This is a genomic window from Bacillus sp. GW823-FHT06B01 (genome assembly GCF_058952315.1).
Map to the genome: position 1 here is coordinate 253,815 of NZ_JBXAHR010000002.1, position 19,028 is coordinate 272,842.

A 19,028-nucleotide genomic window follows, 5' to 3' on the forward strand; every position below is an offset into this window, starting at 1 on the left:
TTTTTATTTTGAAAAAAATTATAGAAAAGCTGTATACATTTTACGCTCTCAAACGTTGAGTATATAGAAAGGAGAGCAGGATGAGCCATGATACGTTTGAAACATTATTAATAGAGAAGTCAAAAGCTGTGTTTGGATATTTAATTAAGATTGGAGCAGATAGAAAAGAAGCAGAGGATATTGTGCAAGATACGTTGTACAAAGCTTTATTACTTATGGAGGAAATACCGTTAGAGCATTTAACGCCGTGGCTCTTTAGAGTTGCGATCAATCAGCACCGAGATTTACATCGAAAAGAAAAAAGATTAAATCCCATTGCGATTGAATCTGTTGTTCTTATTGGTCAAAAGTCGTTAGATGAAGTGCTTTTAACAAGTGAACTACAAGGCGAGGTACAAGCAATATTGGAGACGATGACGGAGGATTATCGTCATATTTTACTGTTGAAATATGAATATGAACTATCTTATAAGGAAATTGCCATTTTATTAAGTATGAAAGAAGAAACAGTGAAAACAAGTTTGTACCGTGCAAGAAATCAATTTAAAAAATTGTATAGGAGGAGAAACGATGAGTCGGAAGGACTTTGATTTGAATATGGATGATAAGCAGATGAAAGTTTTGATGAAGAGAGCGAAGCGGAAGCAACTTTGGAGAAATTGGCTTATTTCTATTTGTGCGTCCATTATTGTTATAGTAAGTTTATTTTTTGGAGCAGCGTATTTTTCTCAGCAAACGTTTAGAAAAATGGAAAGAGAAATGAATGCACTACATAGGGTTCAAGGCCCTAATATTCGTTTCAGTGGAAGTATGTATTTAAGTCTCGGTGTTACAGGGAGTACGGTAATATATAACTCGTATAAAAATATAGCTGGCCAACCAGTAAAATGGGTAAATGATATATATGAATCTGGCATATGGGATTATAGTATGAAGCGCTACAATGGTGAGCTTGTTAGTTTAGATGAGGAAAAAAGGGGTGAAGAGGCTGTTGCGATACCAGACTATAATGTACAAACAATGCAAAGAGAAATGAGGTTTTATTTACCTTTCGTTACTTATAAAAATTATGTGGATGACCTGAAAAATATTGGGGATTTGCAAAATAAAGTTGCAGAAGTAGCCTTATCTTTTGATAAATCGTATACAGTTGAACAAATTACTGAGATGCTACCCAAAAGTGTACAGCCAGTTTGGTTTTGGGTAGATACATATAATGAAAAGAAAAGTGATTCTTATGTAGGGCTAAAAGATCCTAAAAATGGCGCAATATTAAATGCAGAAATGGCTAAAAATGTTTTTGGGTTTGAAGGGAGTTATGCAAAAGTAAAAGAAGATGTGAAAAATGATGTAACAATAAACTCAAAAGAGTTTCTATACCAAATGAAGTATTTAGCAAAAAATAGTGAAGGTATACCAAGTGATTATTTTGAACAATATTATAAAGAAATAAAAAATACGAAACCAAAAGACCTACCAATATACGGTGTAGTTGTAACAGGTAAAACAGAGGATTTACAAAGTTTACAAGGAGCACCGTATATTAAGGCTGCTGTTAGAGGTGTAACAGTTGAGAAATATTGATTACAAGAGATTAATGTGAATAATCAGAAAATTTATGTTATAATATGGGAAAAGGAGGTTAATATGAGGCAAATACATGGAGCAATTTATATTTACATAACAATGTTTTTCGTGGCGATATCCTATGGATTAGGGCACGTGTATTCGCATCCTATACTAACTTTTTTAAGTGGAGCATGTATGGCGTTTGCGATTCTTGTCCACCTTTTCTCAGTTTGGATCGTGAAATTTCAATTAAATATTAGTGAAATAGAAGAAGGCACTTTTTGAGTGGCCTTCTTTTTTTAATAATATTTTGGAAGCTCTCGTAGCAATTTTTCAATTTTGCATTCGGTTTCTTCACATATAGAAAGTGTACGTAGTCTGAAAAATAAGCTGCGTAGGAAAGATTTTATATTTCCGTATAGAAACTCGTATGATTCAATATGTAGTGTTTGTTTTTGGACTGGTAATTGAGCTACTAAGTCATGAAGGGCTAATATGAGTACGTCTTCCTTTAGACTATTTTGTAGCATTGAGACAATCGGATAAACGAGTCGCTCGTCTTCTTCATATTTGTAGTAAATAGAATGGACACAAACTTTGTTTAATAAAGTTTGTAATATTTCTTCGTAATGTAAAGTTTCCAGTTTAGGACTACGAACAAGCGCTTCAAATGTATCAGAAGCATGAGCGATACTATGTGCCCAGCCGTGGTCTTGCACATATCCACGGAAATCATGTTCATTGTTCATATATAGAATCAATTGATCTTTTACAGTTAAAATATCATTCTGTGATAAGAAATTATATTTTGTATCGGCATCAATAATGAGCGCAATTAATAATGTTGTAAATGCGCGGGTAAATACAGCATCTTCGTCATCCGAATGAATCTTATACAATAAATATTTGTCACTGATGCTTTCTAATAATAGTTTCTTTAATTGCGTGTGTGTGTGAAATATAATCCTTCTTGATGAGGTGATAAAAAGTAGAGTAGATAAGTTTATCCCTTAAATAGCTATCAGTATCCCCGATATGCTCCAGCATACTGGAACTTAAAGAATCGATATTGAGGACATTATTGATTACGTAATTATTATTACGAATTTCTTCTAACTGTTGTTGTAACATATAAACCTCCTATTTTAGAAAATTCTGTATTTTAATAGTATAATAAGAGGAAGAAATAGACAATAAATAAATGTTTTTGAATGGAGGGCATGATGAAGAGAGCATTAGTCTTTTTTATTAGTATTTTCTTTTTAGGAAGCTGTTCACTTTCGTATTTTACTTTTTCTAGCGAGAGCAAAAATTGGACGGGGCAATATAAAGGGCATATTAAGGATGACAGTGAAGATGGAATGTTTACGTTTCAGTATAAGGGCGGAGATGGGAATACAGAATTTAAGAATTTAGAGATTGCTATTAATGGAGCCTTTAGCACAATGACACAAACGTCAGAAGTTCATAAGGGAGCAAAGATTGAAATGAAGTCTTCTTGTGTCAGTTGTGCGCCCCTATCCAAAGATGAACCGATAGAGGTTGTCATTAAATGGGATAATAAGTATGAGGAGAAGATGGTGTTAAATTTGAAATAGCCTAGAGTAAGGAGTTAAAAATGAATAGGCATATGAAAAAATTAATGTTTTTAAGTGTATTTCTAATCATATTATCAGCGTGCACTACAAAACAAGTAGAGGTGAAAAAAGCACCTGAAGAAGGGTATGTCATAGTAAGAAATGACACGGTATTTTTCGTCAGTGATGAAACGTATGAAACAAAAATAGAGTTGCAAAATTATATAGAACAACAAATGAATAAAGAGTATCCATCACATATAGTTTTGAGCTTTAAAGATAAAGGTGCATATAAACAGTTAAAAACAGGGGATAAAATAAAAGTATGGACTTCTCAAACGCTTGAAAGCTATCCAGCAAAAATGATTGTAGAGAAGTTTGAAATATTAGAGAAACAGAAAAAGGCAGCAATCACGCTGCCTTTTTTCTTATTTCACAAATTGTAATTCTTTCGGGAATTTCGTTAAAATTTCTGACCCGTCTTTTGTGATGTAAATATCATCTTCAATACGAACGCCACCTACGTTTGGTACGTAAATACCTGGCTCGATTGTGAAGACCATACCTTCTTTTAATGGAGACTCGTTACCAGCTTTTACATCTGGATATTCGTGTACGCTAATTCCAAGTCCGTGACCAAGGCGGTGTGGGAAGAAGTCCCCGTAACCTGCATCTGCGATAACAGAACGAGCAGCGTTGTCGATTGCGCCAAGTGTAACACCTGGTTTACATGCTTCAACTGCTTGTAGTTGTCCAGCAAGTACAGTGCTATAAATGCGAGTTTGTTCTTCAGAAATTTCGCCGAATGCTACTGTACGTGTAATGTCAGAGCAATAACCTTCAATGATTACGCCTAAATCAAATAGTACGAAATCGCCGCGTTTCATTTTATTTGCACCTGGAATACCGTGTGGAAGAGCAGAGTTTGCACCTGCTAATACCATCGTATCAAATGACATTTTATGTATGCCTTTTGTTTTTAATTCATGTTCAATAATTGCTAATACTTCTAGCTCACTACGATCTTCTTTAATTGCATTTACACCAACTTCAACAGCGTAGTCCGCCATTTTAGCTGCTTCGCGTAAAATAGAAAGTTCTTTTTCATCTTTAATTAAACGAAGTTCACGAACTTTTTCCTCAGCTGATTTGAAAGCTGCATTTGGGAATAGTTTTGTTAATTCTTCGTAACGTTCTACGTTTAAATGTTCTTTTTCAATTGCAACTGCATTTGCATTGATGCCGCGGTCTTTAATTGCTTTTGCAATCATATCCCATGGTCTGTCAGTATCAGTAAATCCGATAATTTCATGTGCCCAGCCAGCGTTACGCGCTTGACCTTCTTCCATTTTAGGGCAAATTAAAATAGGTTCTTTTTCTTGGAATACAAACATACCAAGAAGTCTTTCGTGTGGTTCGCAGTGGAAGTTTGTCATGTAGAAAACGTTTGGTGTAGAAGTTAAGAACGCAGCTTCTACGTTTTTTTCTTTTAGCCATTGCATTAAATTTTCTAATCTAGCATTCATCGATTGGCACCCCCGAGATATTTAATTACAAATATAACTTTACATCGGAAGAAAGCGTTATGACAAGTAAATAGATGTTAGAAAAGACAGGGAATTGAAAAATCATGTAGAATAAAAAATGAGAATGTGAATAGGGGAGGAATGTAGTAATGAAAGTATCTTATCACGGGCATTCAGTTGTAAAGATTGAAACGAATGGAAAAGTGATTTTAATTGACCCGTTTTTAACTGGAAATCCGATAACGGATTTAAAGGCTGAAGATGTCAAAGTAGATGCAATTCTTTTATCGCATGGACATGGTGATCATGTTGGAGATACAGTAGAGCTTGCGAAGAAAAATAATGCAGTTGTTGTGGCACCATTTGAACTAGCGACATTTTTAAGTTGGCAAGGTGTAAATACACATCCGATGCATATTGGTGGTTCGCATGAATTTGACTTCGGAAAAGTGAAGTTTACACAAGCATTCCACGGTTCTAGTTATATTGATGAAGAAAATAAGACGATTACATATACAGGTATGCCAGCAGGTATTTTATTTACAGCAGAAGAGAAAACTGTGTACCATGCAGGAGATACCGCTCTATTCTCTGATATGAAATTAATTGGGGAACTGAATAACATTGATATAGCATTTTTACCAATTGGCGATAATTTCACAATGGGGCCAGAAGATGCTGTTTTAGCAGCAAAATGGGTTCAGGCGAAAACTGTTGTGCCGATGCATTACAATACGTTCCCAGTAATTGAACAAGACCCATATCAATTTGTAGAAAAGCTACAAAATTGTACAGGAAAAGTATTAGAAGCTGGAGAAAGTATTACACTATAGAAAAGAAACCCTTCATTTGAAAAGACAAGTGAAGGGTTTTTTACGTGTGTAGGACAGCTTTTAAAGGTTGTACTTGTTTTGATGATTTTTTTCTTTTTGGAAGTGGTTGTTCAGGTGCTTCATTCAATTCCATTGCAACTTTTTTTCCATCTACGAAAGCTAAAAATACAGCACCTACAACTTCTAATAATTTTTTCATCATATATTCGCTCCTTTGTTTCATTTCTTGTCTTTATTGTATATTGAAGCGGCTGGACAAACTATCGAACGAGATGACAATACCATTACATTGTTGTAATAGAAGAAGTAGTGTAATGTAAGGCGTATTTTGTTATAAAAAAAATAGTACAGATATATAAAGAGAGAGTGTAACAGTTTTGAAAATATAGTATACTGAAAATACAACACATGAAGAATTTAGGGAAAAGAAAGTATGGTGAAACCATTTGGCTACCAAGCATAACCAAATTTTAGAACATATTAATGGCCTGCCAGTAGGGCATAAAATTTCTGTAAGGCAAATTGCGAAAGATTTGAGTGTAAGTGAAGGGACAGCTTACCGTGCAATTAAAGATGCAGAAAATAAAGGATATGTTAGTACGATTGAACGTGTCGGAACAATTCGAATTGAACAAAAGAAGAAAGAGAATATTGAAAAGCTGACATATGCAGAAGTCGTTAACATTGTCGATGGTCAAGTACTTGGGGGCAGAGAGGGCCTACATAAAACGTTAAATAAATTCGTAATCGGGGCAATGAAATTAGAAGCGATGATGCGCTATACAGAAGCTGGAAACTTACTTATTATCGGTAACCGTACGAACGCACATCAATTAGCGTTAGAAGCCGGGGCTGCGGTATTAATTACGGGCGGATTTGATACGGAAGATCATGTGAAGAAATTAGCAGACGAATTAAAACTGCCGATTATTTCAAGTAGTTACGATACATTTACAGTTGCGACGTTAATTAACCGTGCAATTTACGATCAGCTTATTAAGAAAGAAATTGTCCTCGTTGAAGATATTTTAACGCCAATTGAAGAGACGTTATATTTAAAGCCGAATGATACAGTGCAGCAATGGCATGCGTACAATGAAGAAACGATGCATGGACGTTATCCAATTGTTGATGAAAATAAAAAGGTGTTAGGTATTGTAACTTCAAAAGATATGATTGGTGTCGTGAAAGAAACACCAATTGATAAAGTCATGACAAAGCATCCGATTACGGTAAACGGTAAAATGTCTGTCGCAGCTGCAGCACGTATGATGGTGTGGGAAGGTATTGAGTTACTTCCAGTTGTTGATGAAGGAAATAAACTGCAAGGAATTATTAGTCGTCAAGATGTACTTCAGGCGCTGCAAATGATTCAGCGTCAACCACAAGTCGGCGAAACAATCGATGATATTGTAACGAATCAATTTATGACGCCGAAAGAAGCGAAAAATGAACATTTATATCAATTTTCAGTGACGCCGCAAATGACGAATTCAATCGGAACGTTATCTTACGGTGTATTCACAACAATTGTGACGGAAGCAACGAATCGCGTTATTCGTGCGCAAAAGAAGAGTGATTTAATTGTTGAGAACTTAACAATTTATTTCGTAAAACCAGTTCAAATTGACAATGTTGTATCGGTTCATCCGAAAGTATTAGAAATTGGACGTAAATTTGGTAAGGTTGATGTAGAAGTGCATCATGAAGGTAATGTTGTCGGGAAAGCATTACTTATGGTGCAGTTGATCGATAAATAAAAAGATGGAGCAGACCGCTTTGGTTTGTTCCATTTTTTTATTTAAAAGGATAGAAACAAAAATAAATAGCGTATCATTTCATATGTATAATAAAAATACTGAAAAATTAGAAGATACGGAAATGGCATAGTGATAAGGAGGAAGTGAATGGGCGGAATCATTTTCTTTTTAGTGGTCGTATGTTTCATCATTATTCATGTTTTAACGCATAGAAGAATGAATGCTATTAAAAAGAGGTTGTATTTTGTAAGTTTGACTCTTGCTAGTATAGGTGCCTTGATTCCTATATCAGGAGAAAATGAGCCGGATTTTCTTTACTTTGGTGTACCAGCTGAAACGTTTGTTTATTATGGTGGGTGGGAATGTTGGTTTAATCCAGTAGGTTTTTTATTTAACTTTATTTTGTTTTATTGGATTTTGAAGCTATTGTTTAAGTTACGTAAGAGTTCGGATAGAGAAGTGAAAAAATAGAAGGATATGTATGAGTACGGATAGAAAATTGGTTGTTAGTGGATAAGAAAGCTTACGCTACTAATCATGAAGAGATAACAATAATGTAATTGGATAGGGAAACGATGCTTCACTATATGAACTAGGGGGAAAAGAATGGATTTTCACACTAAAGAGCAGTTATGTAAGCAATACAATTTAAATAGTCTTAAGAAAGTTTCATTGTTGCATGGGGGAGAAAATCAAACATATATATTCGAATCGGCCAAAAATAAATTTGTAGTTAGGCAGTATAGAGAGGGACGTTATACAGCCGAGCAAATAGAGGCTGAAATACATTGGTTAATAGCGATACAAAAACAAATGTTAGTACCAGAAGTAGTTGTCAATAAAAGTGGTGATTTGATCACACCTATTATGAAAGATGAAGGAAATATCCAGTATTTTGTTGTCTTTAGGTTTATAAACGGAAGTGAAATTTTAGAACCAAGGGATAGGGACTATGAAAAACTCGGATCATTAATGCGAAAGTTTCATGAAAAAACAAATGAAGTGCTCAAAAGAGTGCCACAAACTTGGAGAGGTTATGAAAGGCCTATATATAGTGAGCAAAAGATAATCCACGAGCCTTTACAACGATTACTAAATGCTTCATTTCTATCGCATGCGGATAAGCATAAATGCATAAGAATTGCAGAAAGAATACAAGAACTCGCAAATTCAAATCAACTAGGAGAAAAACAATTTGTTCACGGTGATATGCATTTTGGTAATGTTCTTGTAGACAAAGAGGATTGGTATTTACTCGATTTTGATGAATGTGGATTTGGGTATAAAGAGTTTGATATTGGTGTTCCGAGATTGCATTTAATTGCTTCGGGACAGTTAGAAGAAGTATGGGGGAACTTCATAATGGGATATGGGGAAAATATTTCGGAAGCAGCCATTCGACTGGGGACCGCTTCAAGAATCTTTTATATGGCCGGAAAAATACCATTAAGACTTGATATTGAACCGATTAAAAAGAATCCCGGAAATTTTATTCGGCGATATATTCAGTATGCTGAAGAGGAATTATGCGGTGAGACAATTGTATAAACAAAAAACAGAATATTAATTCAATTAGAGTTTATACTATGTTATAATTTTATTGTAAGAAAATGGAATTTAGGAAGGTGGTATGCATTATGTCATCAGAAGTGCTCTTTTTTGGTGGGATCGCACTATTTTACTTTCTTTTGATGATACCGCTTCAATATTTATATTTACAAGGATTGCATGAAAAAAAGAAACGAACAGGATTATCTCAGCGAGAACTATATGAAAAAATGCCTTTTGAAGAAGAGCAATTACATTTTCACGTACAAGGCAACCCCTTTAATATACCTTCTGCTTTTGTTGCATATATGATTTTAAAAGTTAAGGGACGTAAAAAAGCATCACAATATTGATGCTTTTTTATGTTGCTTCAGACAGATTCAGCTTCTTCAACTGCTAATGGTAAGAAATGTTTATATTGGCGAAATCCATTAAATACACTTGCACTACCAAATAGAACAAATAAAACACCAACGATAATACGAGCGGTTGAAAGTTCTAAAAAGAATTGGTTTATCCCGAAGAATAAGACGAATGAACCGAGTGCCATTGCAGATTTTCCAGAGAGCCAACCTTTCTCCATTGGGCGGCTTGTACGAAAGTATTTTGTTTTGTAGAAGAGGTACAACATAAATGAGACGATAATACAGAAGACTAATACTGGCATAATACACACTCCTATCGCTTTGTGAAAAATAATAGTGGAGAAAAAAGAAATATCTAAACTTTCTAACTTTTATTATAAAGCAATTGTTCGCATGTATGAAATACTTTCCGTTATAATGAAGGATAAAGTGAAACTTTAATTAGTGCGGGGATGTTTCTGCGCGCTAATGATTAGCCTGCACCGGTTGGGCTTTTACTGCACGTTAAAGTGGAGAAGTTGAGTAAAAAGGAGATTATACATATGCATGAGCAAATTTTAAGAGCAATTAAAGAGTTTGATACAATTATTATTCATCGTCATGTGCGTCCAGATCCAGATGCATTAGGTTCACAAGGCGGTCTTAGTACAATTCTACAAGAATCGTTTCCAGAGAAAAATATTTATACGGTTGGGTACAATGAACCGTCACTAGAATATTTACGAGTAATGGATGATATTGAAGATAGTGTATATGAAAATGCACTTGTTATCGTATGTGATACTGCGAACCAAGAACGTGTTGACGATCAACGCTATGCAAAAGGGAAGATGTTAATTAAAATTGATCATCATCCGAATGAAGATCCGTATGGAGATATTACGTGGGTAGATACGACAGCAAGTTCTACAAGTGAAATGATTTATGAGTTTTACAGTTATGGAAAAGATAAAGGGTTACAGATAACGAAAGAAGCAGCTCGTCTTATTTTAGCGGGTATTGTTGGGGATACAGGTCGTTTCTTATTCCCGAATACAACAGCGAAAACACTTCGTTATGTAAGTGAGCTTGTTGATATGGATGTGAAGTTCACAGATTTATATAATGAAATGTATAAGACGAAAGAAAAGATTGCTCGTTTAAACGGCTATATTTTACAAAACTTTACGATGGTAGAAGAAGGAGCAGCTTACATTAAATTAACGAAAGAAGTGTTAGAAAAGTTTGATGTACTTCCTTCTGAGGCATCCGGTGTTGTTGGAGCACTTGGTAATATTGATGGATTAAAGTCGTGGGTTCTATTTTTAGAGGAAGACGATGTGATTCGTGTTCGTCTTCGTTCAAAAGGACCAGTGATAAATAAATTAGCAATGCAATATAATGGCGGAGGGCATCCGATGGCTTCTGGTGCAAAAGCATCTTCTTGGGAAGAAGCGGATCGTCTTTTTGCTGATTTACGTGAGTTGTGTAGATAAGAGATTATATATGAGAACGAAAAGAAGGAGCGGCGCTAAAGCCCTCCTTCTTTATTTTTCTTTCTCTATCGTAATGCTAATTTCAAGCACTGTATCAAAAGATATCGTATCGACTTTGAAACGGTATAGCCGATCGTAATGTTTGTACGTTTTGTTTTCGATTACCTTTTTGAGTAGGTCTTTATTTTTTGCTATACTTTGAATGTTTTTCGTTAAAAGATGTTGGAGGTCATTATGGATAGACGTAGTCATATTTTCGAGTGTAAGGTTGTCTAAATCGTATTTTTCTCGATTTATAAGTTTTATTTTAATCTCTTGAATAGTTAAGAGCCGTTTATTTTCTGTATTCAATTTTTCTTGATCTTCGAGAAGGACGTGGAGCTTTGCTTCTTGTTTTTCTATAATTTCTCGTTGCTCTGCTATTTTACTAGCTTGTTCTTCTTGAAAAACACCGTATATGTACAAAAAAACAAACCAGCTCAACACGCCTCCAACAGCAGCACCAGCTAAAACTAAATACCATTTTTTTGCTGTATTGGCACTTGGTACTCTCATACATGTTCCTGCGTTAGCCATTTAATAATGGTAAGACCTGTTTGCATACCACCCGTTGCGAAAAAAATAAGGAGAATTTGTTTTACAATATCTTTCATATCTCCGCCAAAGAAACTTCTTTCAAAGCTATAAAAAGTATCAAATGTTCCGCCAATTGCTGCAACGAGTGCCCAAATTCTTAAATTTTGGGCGAATTGATTAATGTAAGTGAGAGTTGGTTTTCCGATAAGAAATGCACCAAATCCACCAATTAATGAACCACCAAGTATAACCCCAAAGGCAATAAAATAACTAATAATAAGCAGAGAGAAAAAAGTATGTTCTCTTACATCCATCGTCATTCCCCTTTCTTCTTCATATATATGGACAAAGTATAAGAAGTATGTTTTGATTTCCGCTTTCCTCATCACCTATAATAAAAGTAGTCAGATTGGTAAAGAGAGGGTACAACAGTGAAGTTTGTGCATTTACAATGTCAAACCGTTTTTAGTTTATTAAAAAGTGCTTGTAAAATTGATGAGCTTGTAGTCAGGGCGAAAGAGCTTGGTTTCTCGTCACTCGCTATTACGGACGAAAATGTTATGTATGGCGTTATTCCGTTTTATAAAGCATGTAAGAAACATGGTATACAGCCTATTATCGGCTTAACAGCTTCTATTTTTAGTGAAGAAGAGGAAAAATCTTATCCGCTTGTTTTACTTGCTGAAAATGAAATGGGCTATCAAAATTTATTAAAGATTTCTAGTAGCATTATGACGAAGTCAAAAGAAGGTATTCCGAAAAAGTGGCTTGCCCATTATGCGAAAGGATTAATTGCTATTTCACCAGGTAAAGATGGGGAAATTGAACAATTATTATTAGAAGACAAAGAGAGTCAAGCTGAAGAAGTAGCTCGCATGTATCAAAGTATGTTCGACAATTTTTATATGAGTTTGCAGCATCATGCGATGCAAGATGAACTGCTCCTGCAAGAGAAATTACCCGCATTTATGAGTAGGATAAATGTTCCAGTCGTTGCAACAAACGATGTACGCTATATCAATCAAAGTGACGCACTCGTACATGAATGCTTATTATCTGTTGAAAGTGGAACGAAAATGACGGATCCAGATAGGCCGAGGCTGAAAACAGATCAATATTATTTAAAATCATCAGATGAAATGGAAGCATTATTTTCTCACGTAGAAGAAGCAATTTATAACACAGTAGAAATTGCAGAACGTTGCAAAGTAGAAATACCGTTTCATATAAATCAATTACCGAAATTCCCTGTTCCAGCTAATGAGACGAATGATATGTATTTACGCCGCGTTTGTGAAGAAGGGTTGCAGAAACGTTATGGTACGCCGAAAGAAGTACATATAAAGCGTTTGAATCATGAATTAAACGTTATTTCTAGTATGGGGTTTAGTGATTATTTTCTAATCGTCTGGGATTTTATGAAATATGCGCATGAAAATCATATTTTAACAGGACCAGGACGTGGATCGGCAGCCGGCTCACTCGTTTCTTACGTGTTAGAAATTACAGATATTGATCCGATTGAATACGATCTATTATTTGAAAGATTTTTAAATCCTGAACGTGTGACACTTCCAGATATTGATATCGATTTTCCAGATATAAGACGTGATGAGATGATTCGATATGTAAAAGATAAATATGGTCAGCTGCGTGTTGCACAAATTGTAACGTTCGGGACGCTTGCAGCGAAAGCGGCGATTAGAGATATTGCGCGTGTAATGGGGCTTCCGCCGCGAGACATTGACATATTCTCAAAACTTATCCCATCAAAGCTTGGTATAACGTTAAAAGATGCATATGAGGAATCGCAATCACTCCGTGAGTTTATACAAGGGAATCTGTTACATGAGCGTGTGTTTGAAATTGCAAAACGTGTAGAAGGCTTACCACGTCATACGTCTATTCATGCAGCTGGCGTTATTATGAGCCAAGAGCCGTTAACCGGAAGTGTTGCAATACAAGAAGGGCATAACGATGTGTATGTTACGCAATACCCAGCTGATGCATTAGAAGAACTTGGTTTGTTAAAGATGGATTTTTTAGGATTACGTAATTTAACGTTACTTGAAAATATTATAAAGTTTATCGTGAAAAAGACGGGGACACAAATTGATTTAAGAAATTTACCACTTCAAGATGAAAAGACGTTCCAATTGTTAGGTAGAGGGGATACAACAGGTGTATTCCAGCTTGAATCAGGTGGTATGCGAAATGTACTTCGCGGGTTAAAACCGAATGAATTTGAAGATATTGTCGCTGTTAACTCGTTATATAGACCAGGACCAATGGAACAAATTCCAACCTTTATTGAATCAAAGCACGGAAAAAGAAAAATTGAATATTTACATCCGGATTTAAAGCCGATTTTAGAAAGAACATACGGTGTAATTGTATACCAAGAACAAATTATGCAAATTGCGTCGAAGTTGGCGGGATTCTCGCTCGGGGAAGCAGATTTATTACGCCGTGCAGTGAGTAAAAAAAATCGTGATATTTTAGATCAGGAGCGTAAGCATTTTGTACAAGGCTGTTTACAAAATGGTTATGACGAGACATCCGCAGAGAAAATTTACGATTTAATTGTAAGATTTGCGAATTACGGTTTTAACCGAAGTCACGCTGTAGCCTACAGTATGATTGGATATCAGCTTGCTTACTTAAAAGCGAATTATACGCTGGAATTTATGACAGCATTATTATCAAGTGCAATTGGAAATGAAGATAAGATTGTGCAGTATATACGAGAAACGAAGCGGAAAGGTTTTCACGTTTTGCCGCCTTCTCTTCAGAGAAGTGGTTACAATTTCCAAATAGAAGGTAATGCGATACGTTACAGCTTACTTTCAATTCGAAACATCGGAATGGCTACAGTGACAGCATTACTCGAAGAACGAGAGAAAAAAGTATTTGAAGATTTATTTGAATTTTGTCTTCGCATGCCATCAAAGTTTGTAACAGAGCGAAATTTAGAGGCGTTCGTCTGGTCTGGGTGTTTTGACGATTTTGGTGTTTCGAGAACAAATTTATGGAAAAGCCTTAAAGGAGCGTTAGAGTACGCAAATCTTGCACGTGATTTAGGAGATGCTGTTCCAAAATCAAAATACGTGCAAGGAGAAGAGCTCTCTTTTATTGAACAGTTAAATAAAGAGAAGGAAGCACTAGGTTTTTATTTATCAAGCTATCCGACAGCGCAGTATGTGAAGTTAGCGAAAGAATTAGAAATTCCATCTCTTGCTCAGGCAATGCGACATAAGAAAAAAGTACAAAGGGCTATCGTGTATATAACAAGCGTGAGAGTGATTCGTACGAAAAAGTTGCAAAAGATGGCGTTTATTACATTTTGTGATCAAAACGATGAAATGGAAGCAGTTCTTTTCCCTGAAACATATATACATTTCTCAGATAAGTTACAAGAAGGAGCAATTGTTTTAGTTGACGGCATGATTGAGCTTAGAAATCATAAGTTGCAATGGATTGTAAATGGACTATATCCGTTAGAAGAAATGGATGTGTATGAAGAAAAGAAAGATGCATCTGTTTACGTGAAATTGTCGTCTCAGTATGAGAAAAAGCTTTTAAATCAGGTTACTAAAATATTGTTTGACTATTCAGGTTTTGCGAAAGTACTAATTTATTATGAAAAGGAACATAAAATGGTACAATTGTCTCGAAGTTTATCGATTCATCCAAGTGAAGAATGTTTAGGAGCACTTCGTGAAATTGTCGGGGAAGAAAATGTAGTTGTGAAAATATAATGGACAATTTCCCTACACTTCGATTATTATAGTAGTAGTGTTCGTGGTCAGACCACTTGGAGAAATTGATATCAGCAAGAATAATTTGAGGAGAGTGGATAGTTTGTCAACACTTCGTGAAGAAGCACTTCACATGCATAAAGTGCATCAAGGAAAATTAGAAACTGTATCAAAAGTAAAAGTAGAAAATGCAAAAGATTTAAGTCTTGCATATTCTCCAGGGGTTGCAGAACCTTGTAAGGAAATTTATGACGATAAAAGTAAGGTATATGAATATACGATGAAGGGAAATATGGTAGCAGTTGTGACTGATGGAACGGCTGTACTTGGTCTTGGTAACATCGGACCTGAAGCATCTCTTCCAGTAATGGAAGGTAAAGCTGTATTATTCAAGAGCTTTGCTGGTGTAGATGCATTCCCAATTGCCTTAAATACAAACGATGTAGATAAAATTGTTGAAACTGTAAAATTAATGGAGCCAACTTTTGGCGGCGTTAACTTAGAGGATATCGCAGCACCAAACTGCTTTATTATTGAAGAACGTTTGAAAAAAGAAACAAATATTCCTATCTTCCATGATGATCAACACGGAACAGCTATCGTAACAGTAGCGGGTCTTGTGAACGCGCTAAAACTAGTTGGAAAGAAAATGTCTGACATTAAAGTTGTCGCAAATGGCGCAGGTGCAGCAGGTATTGCAATTATTAAACTTTTATATCGCTATGGCGTACGCGACATTATTATGTGTGACCGTAAAGGGGCAATCTATGAAGGTCGTCCTACAGGTATGAATCCGGTGAAGGATGAAGTTGCAAAATATACAAATAAGAATCGTATCGAAGGTTCTTTAGGTGATGTTGTACAAGGTGCGGACGTATTCATTGGTGTATCTGCAGAAGGTGCATTAACAGAAGAAATGGTTCGTACAATGAATGACGATGCAATTATTTTTGCAATGGCGAATCCAGTTCCAGAAATTATGCCAGAATTGGCAAAAGCAGCGGGCGCAGCTGTTGTTGGAACGGGTCGTTCTGACTTCGCAAACCAAGTAAATAATGTACTAGCGTTCCCTGGTATTTTCCGCGGTGCACTTGACGTACATGCGACACAAATTAATGAAGAAATGAAGATGGCAGCTGTACAGGCTATTGCTGAGCTTGTAGCAGAAGATGAGTTAAATGCAGACTATATCATTCCAGCACCGTTTGACGCGCGTGTAGCGCCTCAAGTAGCAGCTTACGTTGCGAAAGCTGCAATGGAGACAGGGGTAGCTCGCCGTCAAGTAGATCCAAATGAAGTTGCTGAGAAAACAAAACAATTAGCGCTGATTGGTAAAGAATAAGCGAGGAATTTCCATTGACATCATCAAATACAAAAGTATATCTCGAAATTGTAAAAAAAATCCGTTCCATTATGGAAGAGGATGGATTGGTAGCAGGGGATCGTTTGCCGTCTGAGCGTGAGTTAAGTTCACGTTTAAACGTAGGGCGTTCCTCTGTAAGAGAAGCGTTGCGTGCTTTAGAACTTGTAGGATTAATTGAAACGAGACGTGGTGAAGGGACATTTATTCGAAACTTTTACGATAACGGTCTTGTACAATTGATTGCGCCGTTCTTGCTGCAAGATGAGAAAACAATTCGTGATTTATTACAAACAAAACGATTGCTTGAGAAAGATATGATTCGAATTGTATGTAATTTACCGAAAGAAACGTTTTCTAAAGTGCTAAGTAAATTACATCAAGTGCTTGAAGGAAATGAAAACTCAATTCCAATGCTTCATCAAACGTTCTTTAAAACACTTATTGAACAAGTCGATAATTATTTACTCTATCGCATTTGGATGATCGTAAATGATTACGTATCAACTCTTTCTTGTGAAGTTTCAGGAGATTCTATCGATATGTATAGAAAGCTTTATGCTACTTTGGAAGAAAAACAAGAAAATGATGCACTAAAAATTTACGATGAATTAGTAGAGAATATACAGTTTCACTCGTAATGTATAAAATTTGTCGAAATGACCATGACACGTTATGACAAACATTCTATCGCGTAGCGGTTAAAGTTAAACGTAAAGAGTGAGGTTATTAGACAGATTGAGAAGATAAGGCTAACATCAAACTTTGGTGTTAGCCCAATTTTCTTCTTGCGCTAACCTTAGCTCTCAACGAAGGGGGTCAAATTGTGCTAAGAGATTTATTCGTGAAAAAGAAAAAGTACGCTGCAATACCTTCAGAACAAGTACGAAAAGATGTACCAGATGGCGTTATGACAAAATGTCCGAAATGTAAAAAAATCATGTATACGAAAGAGCTTCTAAAAAATTTAAAAGTATGTGTGAATTGTGGATATCATCATCCTATGAATGCATGGGAACGTCTTGATAGTATATTGGACGAAGGGTCATTCCGTGAGTATGACAAAGAAATGGTTTCATTAAATCCACTCGAGTTTCCAGGATATGAAGAGAAACTAGAGAGCGATCGTAAGAAGACTGAATTGAACGAAGCGGTTGTAACTGGTGAAGGAACAATTGATGACATGCTTGTTGTTGTTGCAGTAATGGATTCTCGTTTTCGAATGGGGAGCATGGGCTCTGTTGTAGGAGAAAAAATTGCCCGTGCGGTTGAAAAGGCGTACGACTTACAAGTTCCATTTATTATCTTTACTGCTTCGGGTGGTGCCCGTATGCAAGAAGGGATATTAAGTTTAATGCAAATGGCAAAAACAAGCGTAGCTTTGAAAAAGCATAGTAATGCAGGAGGATTATTTATTTCTGTTATGACTCACCCAACGACGGGCGGGGTTTCAGCGAGTTTCGCTTCACTTGGTGATTATAATCTTGCAGAACCAGGGGCACTGATCGGATTTGCTGGTAGACGTGTAATTGAACAAACCGTGCGTGAGAAACTACCGGAAGATTTCCAAACGGCAGAATTCTTACTAGAACATGGTCAATTGGATGCGGTGGTACATCGTGATGATATGAGAGAATCGCTTCGCAAGATTTTAGAAGTTCATCAAGGAGGGGAAATGGCTGTATGGCAGAGCTAGAATTTGAGAAACCAGTTGTTGAGCTAAGAAATAAGATTCGTGAACTGAAAGACTATACGAAAAACAGCCAGATGGACTTCAGTGAGGAGATTCGTATTTTGGAAGACAAGCTAGAAAAATTAGAGGAAGATATATACGGCAATATGAAAGTATGGGACCGTGTTCAAATTGCTCGTCATGCAGAACGACCGACAACGCTCGATTATATTGAGCACTTATTTACTAATTTTTTTGAATGTCATGGAGATCGCCTATTTGGCGACGATGCAGCGATTGTCGGCGGCATTGCGAAATATAAGGGGATGCCTGTAACTGTAATTGGGCACCAACGCGGAAAAGATACGAAAGAAAATATTCGTCGTAATTTTGGGATGCCTCATCCAGAAGGATATCGAAAAGCACTGCGTCTAATGAAACAAGCGGAAAAGTTTAATCGTCCTATTATTTGTTTCATTGATACGAAGGGAGCTTATCCTGGTAAAGCAGCTGAAGAACGTGGACAAAGTGAGGCGATTGCCCGTAATTTATTTGAAATGGCGGGTTTAACTGTCCCTGTTATTTGTATTGTTATCGGTGAAGGTGGTAGTGGTGGTGCGTTAGGTCTTGGAGTAGGAGATTACATTCATATGCTGGAAAATTCCACGTATTCTGTTATTACACCAGAGGGTGCGGCGGCAATTCTTTGGAAAGACGCTGGTAAAGCAAAAGAAGCTGCAGAAGCGATGAAAATTACAGCATTAGATTTGAAAGAATTAGGTGTAATTGACGAAATTATTCCAGAGGCAAAAGGTGGAGCGCATCGTAATATTTTAAAACAATCAGAAAATATAGATTTAATGCTTAAGAAAACTTTTGAACAATTAAGCGGAATTTCGAAAGATGAATTAATCGAAAAACGTTATGAAAAATATATGAAAATTGGGCAAGTTTCGTTTTCAAACGCTTCCATTGGGATAAAATAATAAAAGCGTGCGTTCCTCTTCGC

General features: G+C 36.1%; 21 protein-coding genes and 1 pseudogene. 16 read left to right on the plus strand and 6 right to left on the minus strand.

The features are described from left to right. Positions 1 to 80: 80 nt before the first annotated feature. The 3 genes from AC1Q8N_RS08345 to AC1Q8N_RS08355 all read left to right on the plus strand — a co-directional run bounded on the left by AC1Q8N_RS08345 (position 81) and on the right by AC1Q8N_RS08355 (position 1,854). Positions 81 to 590, plus strand: coding sequence for an RNA polymerase sigma factor (locus tag AC1Q8N_RS08345; RefSeq protein WP_073516705.1), 510 nt, complete (start codon positions 81 to 83; stop codon positions 588 to 590). Beyond that, positions 571 to 1,584 carry an anti sigma factor C-terminal domain-containing protein gene (locus tag AC1Q8N_RS08350; protein ID WP_098078765.1) on the plus strand — a complete coding sequence of 338 codons (1,014 nt, stop codon included), beginning with the start codon at positions 571 to 573 and terminating at the stop codon, positions 1,582 to 1,584. Before AC1Q8N_RS08345 ends, AC1Q8N_RS08350 begins: the two co-directional genes overlap by 20 nt. Positions 1,585 to 1,647: 63 nt before the next feature. Next, positions 1,648 to 1,854, plus strand: a complete 207-nt coding sequence (locus AC1Q8N_RS08355) for a hypothetical protein (protein ID WP_001248904.1) — start codon at positions 1,648 to 1,650, stop codon at positions 1,852 to 1,854. Between the two features lie 14 nt (positions 1,855 to 1,868). Here the strand turns inward: AC1Q8N_RS08355 and AC1Q8N_RS08360 are convergent. After that, positions 1,869 to 2,700, minus strand: a pseudogene (locus AC1Q8N_RS08360) (DUF2785 domain-containing protein). A gap of 92 nt (positions 2,701 to 2,792) precedes the next feature. Between AC1Q8N_RS08360 and AC1Q8N_RS08365 the strand changes: the two are divergent. Together AC1Q8N_RS08365 and AC1Q8N_RS08370 are read left to right on the plus strand one after the other, a co-directional pair. Beyond that, positions 2,793 to 3,167 (plus strand): hypothetical protein, encoded by a 375-nt coding sequence (locus AC1Q8N_RS08365; protein ID WP_116443091.1) that lies wholly within the window; start codon positions 2,793 to 2,795, stop codon positions 3,165 to 3,167. A 20-nt stretch (positions 3,168 to 3,187) separates the two neighbouring features. Continuing rightward, a complete protein-coding gene (locus tag AC1Q8N_RS08370; RefSeq protein ID WP_098630345.1) occupies positions 3,188 to 3,592 on the plus strand; it encodes a DUF3221 domain-containing protein in 405 nt (134 codons plus the stop codon). On the opposite strand, the gene pepQ is transcribed toward AC1Q8N_RS08370, so the two are convergent. Next, positions 3,575 to 4,672 (minus strand): Xaa-Pro dipeptidase, encoded by a 1,098-nt coding sequence (pepQ, locus tag AC1Q8N_RS08375; protein WP_098221210.1) that lies wholly within the window; start codon positions 4,670 to 4,672, stop codon positions 3,575 to 3,577. The genes AC1Q8N_RS08370 and pepQ overlap by 18 nt on opposite strands. 149 nt (positions 4,673 to 4,821) lie before the next feature. Here pepQ and AC1Q8N_RS08380 point away from each other — a divergent pair, with 149 nt between their 5' ends. Continuing rightward, positions 4,822 to 5,505 carry a metal-dependent hydrolase gene (locus AC1Q8N_RS08380; protein WP_048544378.1) on the plus strand — a complete coding sequence of 228 codons (684 nt, stop codon included), beginning with the start codon at positions 4,822 to 4,824 and terminating at the stop codon, positions 5,503 to 5,505. 40 nt (positions 5,506 to 5,545) lie between these two features. Here the strand turns inward: AC1Q8N_RS08380 and AC1Q8N_RS08385 are convergent, their stop codons facing one another. Beyond that, on the minus strand, positions 5,546 to 5,704 hold the full coding sequence (locus tag AC1Q8N_RS08385) for a hypothetical protein (protein ID WP_176374055.1): 159 nt from the start codon (positions 5,702 to 5,704) through the stop codon (positions 5,546 to 5,548). A gap of 247 nt (positions 5,705 to 5,951) precedes the next feature. Here AC1Q8N_RS08385 and AC1Q8N_RS08390 point away from each other — a divergent pair, with 247 nt between their 5' ends. The 4 genes from AC1Q8N_RS08390 (at position 5,952) to AC1Q8N_RS08405 (ending at position 9,166) form a co-directional block, all read left to right on the plus strand. Beyond that, entirely contained in the window at positions 5,952 to 7,265 is a 1,314-nt protein-coding gene (locus tag AC1Q8N_RS08390; RefSeq protein ID WP_000201566.1) for a CBS domain-containing protein, read from the plus strand. Between the two features lie 147 nt (positions 7,266 to 7,412). Next, positions 7,413 to 7,736 carry a hypothetical protein gene (locus AC1Q8N_RS08395; protein ID WP_098078775.1) on the plus strand — a complete coding sequence of 108 codons (324 nt, stop codon included), beginning with the start codon at positions 7,413 to 7,415 and terminating at the stop codon, positions 7,734 to 7,736. Positions 7,737 to 7,871: 135 nt separating this feature from the next. Continuing rightward, positions 7,872 to 8,813 carry a phosphotransferase enzyme family protein gene (locus tag AC1Q8N_RS08400; RefSeq protein WP_098642636.1) on the plus strand — a complete coding sequence of 314 codons (942 nt, stop codon included), beginning with the start codon at positions 7,872 to 7,874 and terminating at the stop codon, positions 8,811 to 8,813. Positions 8,814 to 8,902: 89 nt separating this feature from the next. Continuing rightward, entirely contained in the window at positions 8,903 to 9,166 is a 264-nt protein-coding gene (locus AC1Q8N_RS08405) for a DUF3949 domain-containing protein (RefSeq protein WP_116443092.1), read from the plus strand. A 17-nt stretch (positions 9,167 to 9,183) separates the two neighbouring features. Here the strand turns inward: AC1Q8N_RS08405 and AC1Q8N_RS08410 are convergent, their stop codons facing one another. Next, a complete protein-coding gene (locus AC1Q8N_RS08410) occupies positions 9,184 to 9,480 on the minus strand; it encodes a YtpI family protein (protein WP_001144784.1) in 297 nt (98 codons plus the stop codon). 240 nt (positions 9,481 to 9,720) lie between these two features. Between AC1Q8N_RS08410 and AC1Q8N_RS08415 the strand changes: the two genes are divergently transcribed. Next, entirely contained in the window at positions 9,721 to 10,653 is a 933-nt protein-coding gene (locus tag AC1Q8N_RS08415) for a DHH family phosphoesterase (protein WP_048544368.1), read from the plus strand. A 51-nt stretch (positions 10,654 to 10,704) separates the two neighbouring features. Here AC1Q8N_RS08415 and ytrI read toward each other — a convergent pair whose 3' ends face one another. Beyond that, on the minus strand, positions 10,705 to 11,208 hold the full coding sequence (gene ytrI / locus AC1Q8N_RS08420; RefSeq protein ID WP_046958744.1) for a sporulation membrane protein YtrI: 504 nt from the start codon (positions 11,206 to 11,208) through the stop codon (positions 10,705 to 10,707). After that, positions 11,205 to 11,618 carry a sporulation membrane protein YtrH gene (gene ytrH / locus AC1Q8N_RS08425; RefSeq protein WP_073516695.1) on the minus strand — a complete coding sequence of 138 codons (414 nt, stop codon included), beginning with the start codon at positions 11,616 to 11,618 and terminating at the stop codon, positions 11,205 to 11,207. Before ytrH ends, ytrI begins: the two co-directional genes overlap by 4 nt. Before the next feature lie 42 nt (positions 11,619 to 11,660). On the opposite strand from ytrH, the gene dnaE reads away from it, so the two are divergent. The 5 genes from dnaE to accA all read left to right on the plus strand — a co-directional run bounded on the left by dnaE (position 11,661) and on the right by accA (position 19,005). Beyond that, on the plus strand, positions 11,661 to 14,987 hold the full coding sequence (gene dnaE, locus AC1Q8N_RS08430; protein ID WP_098078783.1) for a DNA polymerase III subunit alpha: 3,327 nt from the start codon (positions 11,661 to 11,663) through the stop codon (positions 14,985 to 14,987). Positions 14,988 to 15,120: 133 nt separating this feature from the next. Next, on the plus strand, positions 15,121 to 16,329 hold the full coding sequence (gene ystJ / locus AC1Q8N_RS08435; RefSeq protein WP_165775580.1) for an NADP-dependent malic enzyme: 1,209 nt from the start codon (positions 15,121 to 15,123) through the stop codon (positions 16,327 to 16,329). Between the two features lie 14 nt (positions 16,330 to 16,343). Then, positions 16,344 to 16,988: a FadR/GntR family transcriptional regulator gene (locus AC1Q8N_RS08440; protein WP_048544362.1), complete on the plus strand. Its 645-nt coding sequence runs from the start codon at positions 16,344 to 16,346 to the stop codon at positions 16,986 to 16,988. Positions 16,989 to 17,173: 185 nt separating this feature from the next. Next, entirely contained in the window at positions 17,174 to 18,043 is an 870-nt protein-coding gene (accD, locus tag AC1Q8N_RS08445) for an acetyl-CoA carboxylase, carboxyltransferase subunit beta (protein WP_000942865.1), read from the plus strand. Beyond that, positions 18,031 to 19,005 carry an acetyl-CoA carboxylase carboxyl transferase subunit alpha gene (accA, locus tag AC1Q8N_RS08450; RefSeq protein WP_000818786.1) on the plus strand — a complete coding sequence of 325 codons (975 nt, stop codon included), beginning with the start codon at positions 18,031 to 18,033 and terminating at the stop codon, positions 19,003 to 19,005. Before accD ends, accA begins: the two co-directional genes overlap by 13 nt. Positions 19,006 to 19,028: the final 23 nt, after the last annotated feature.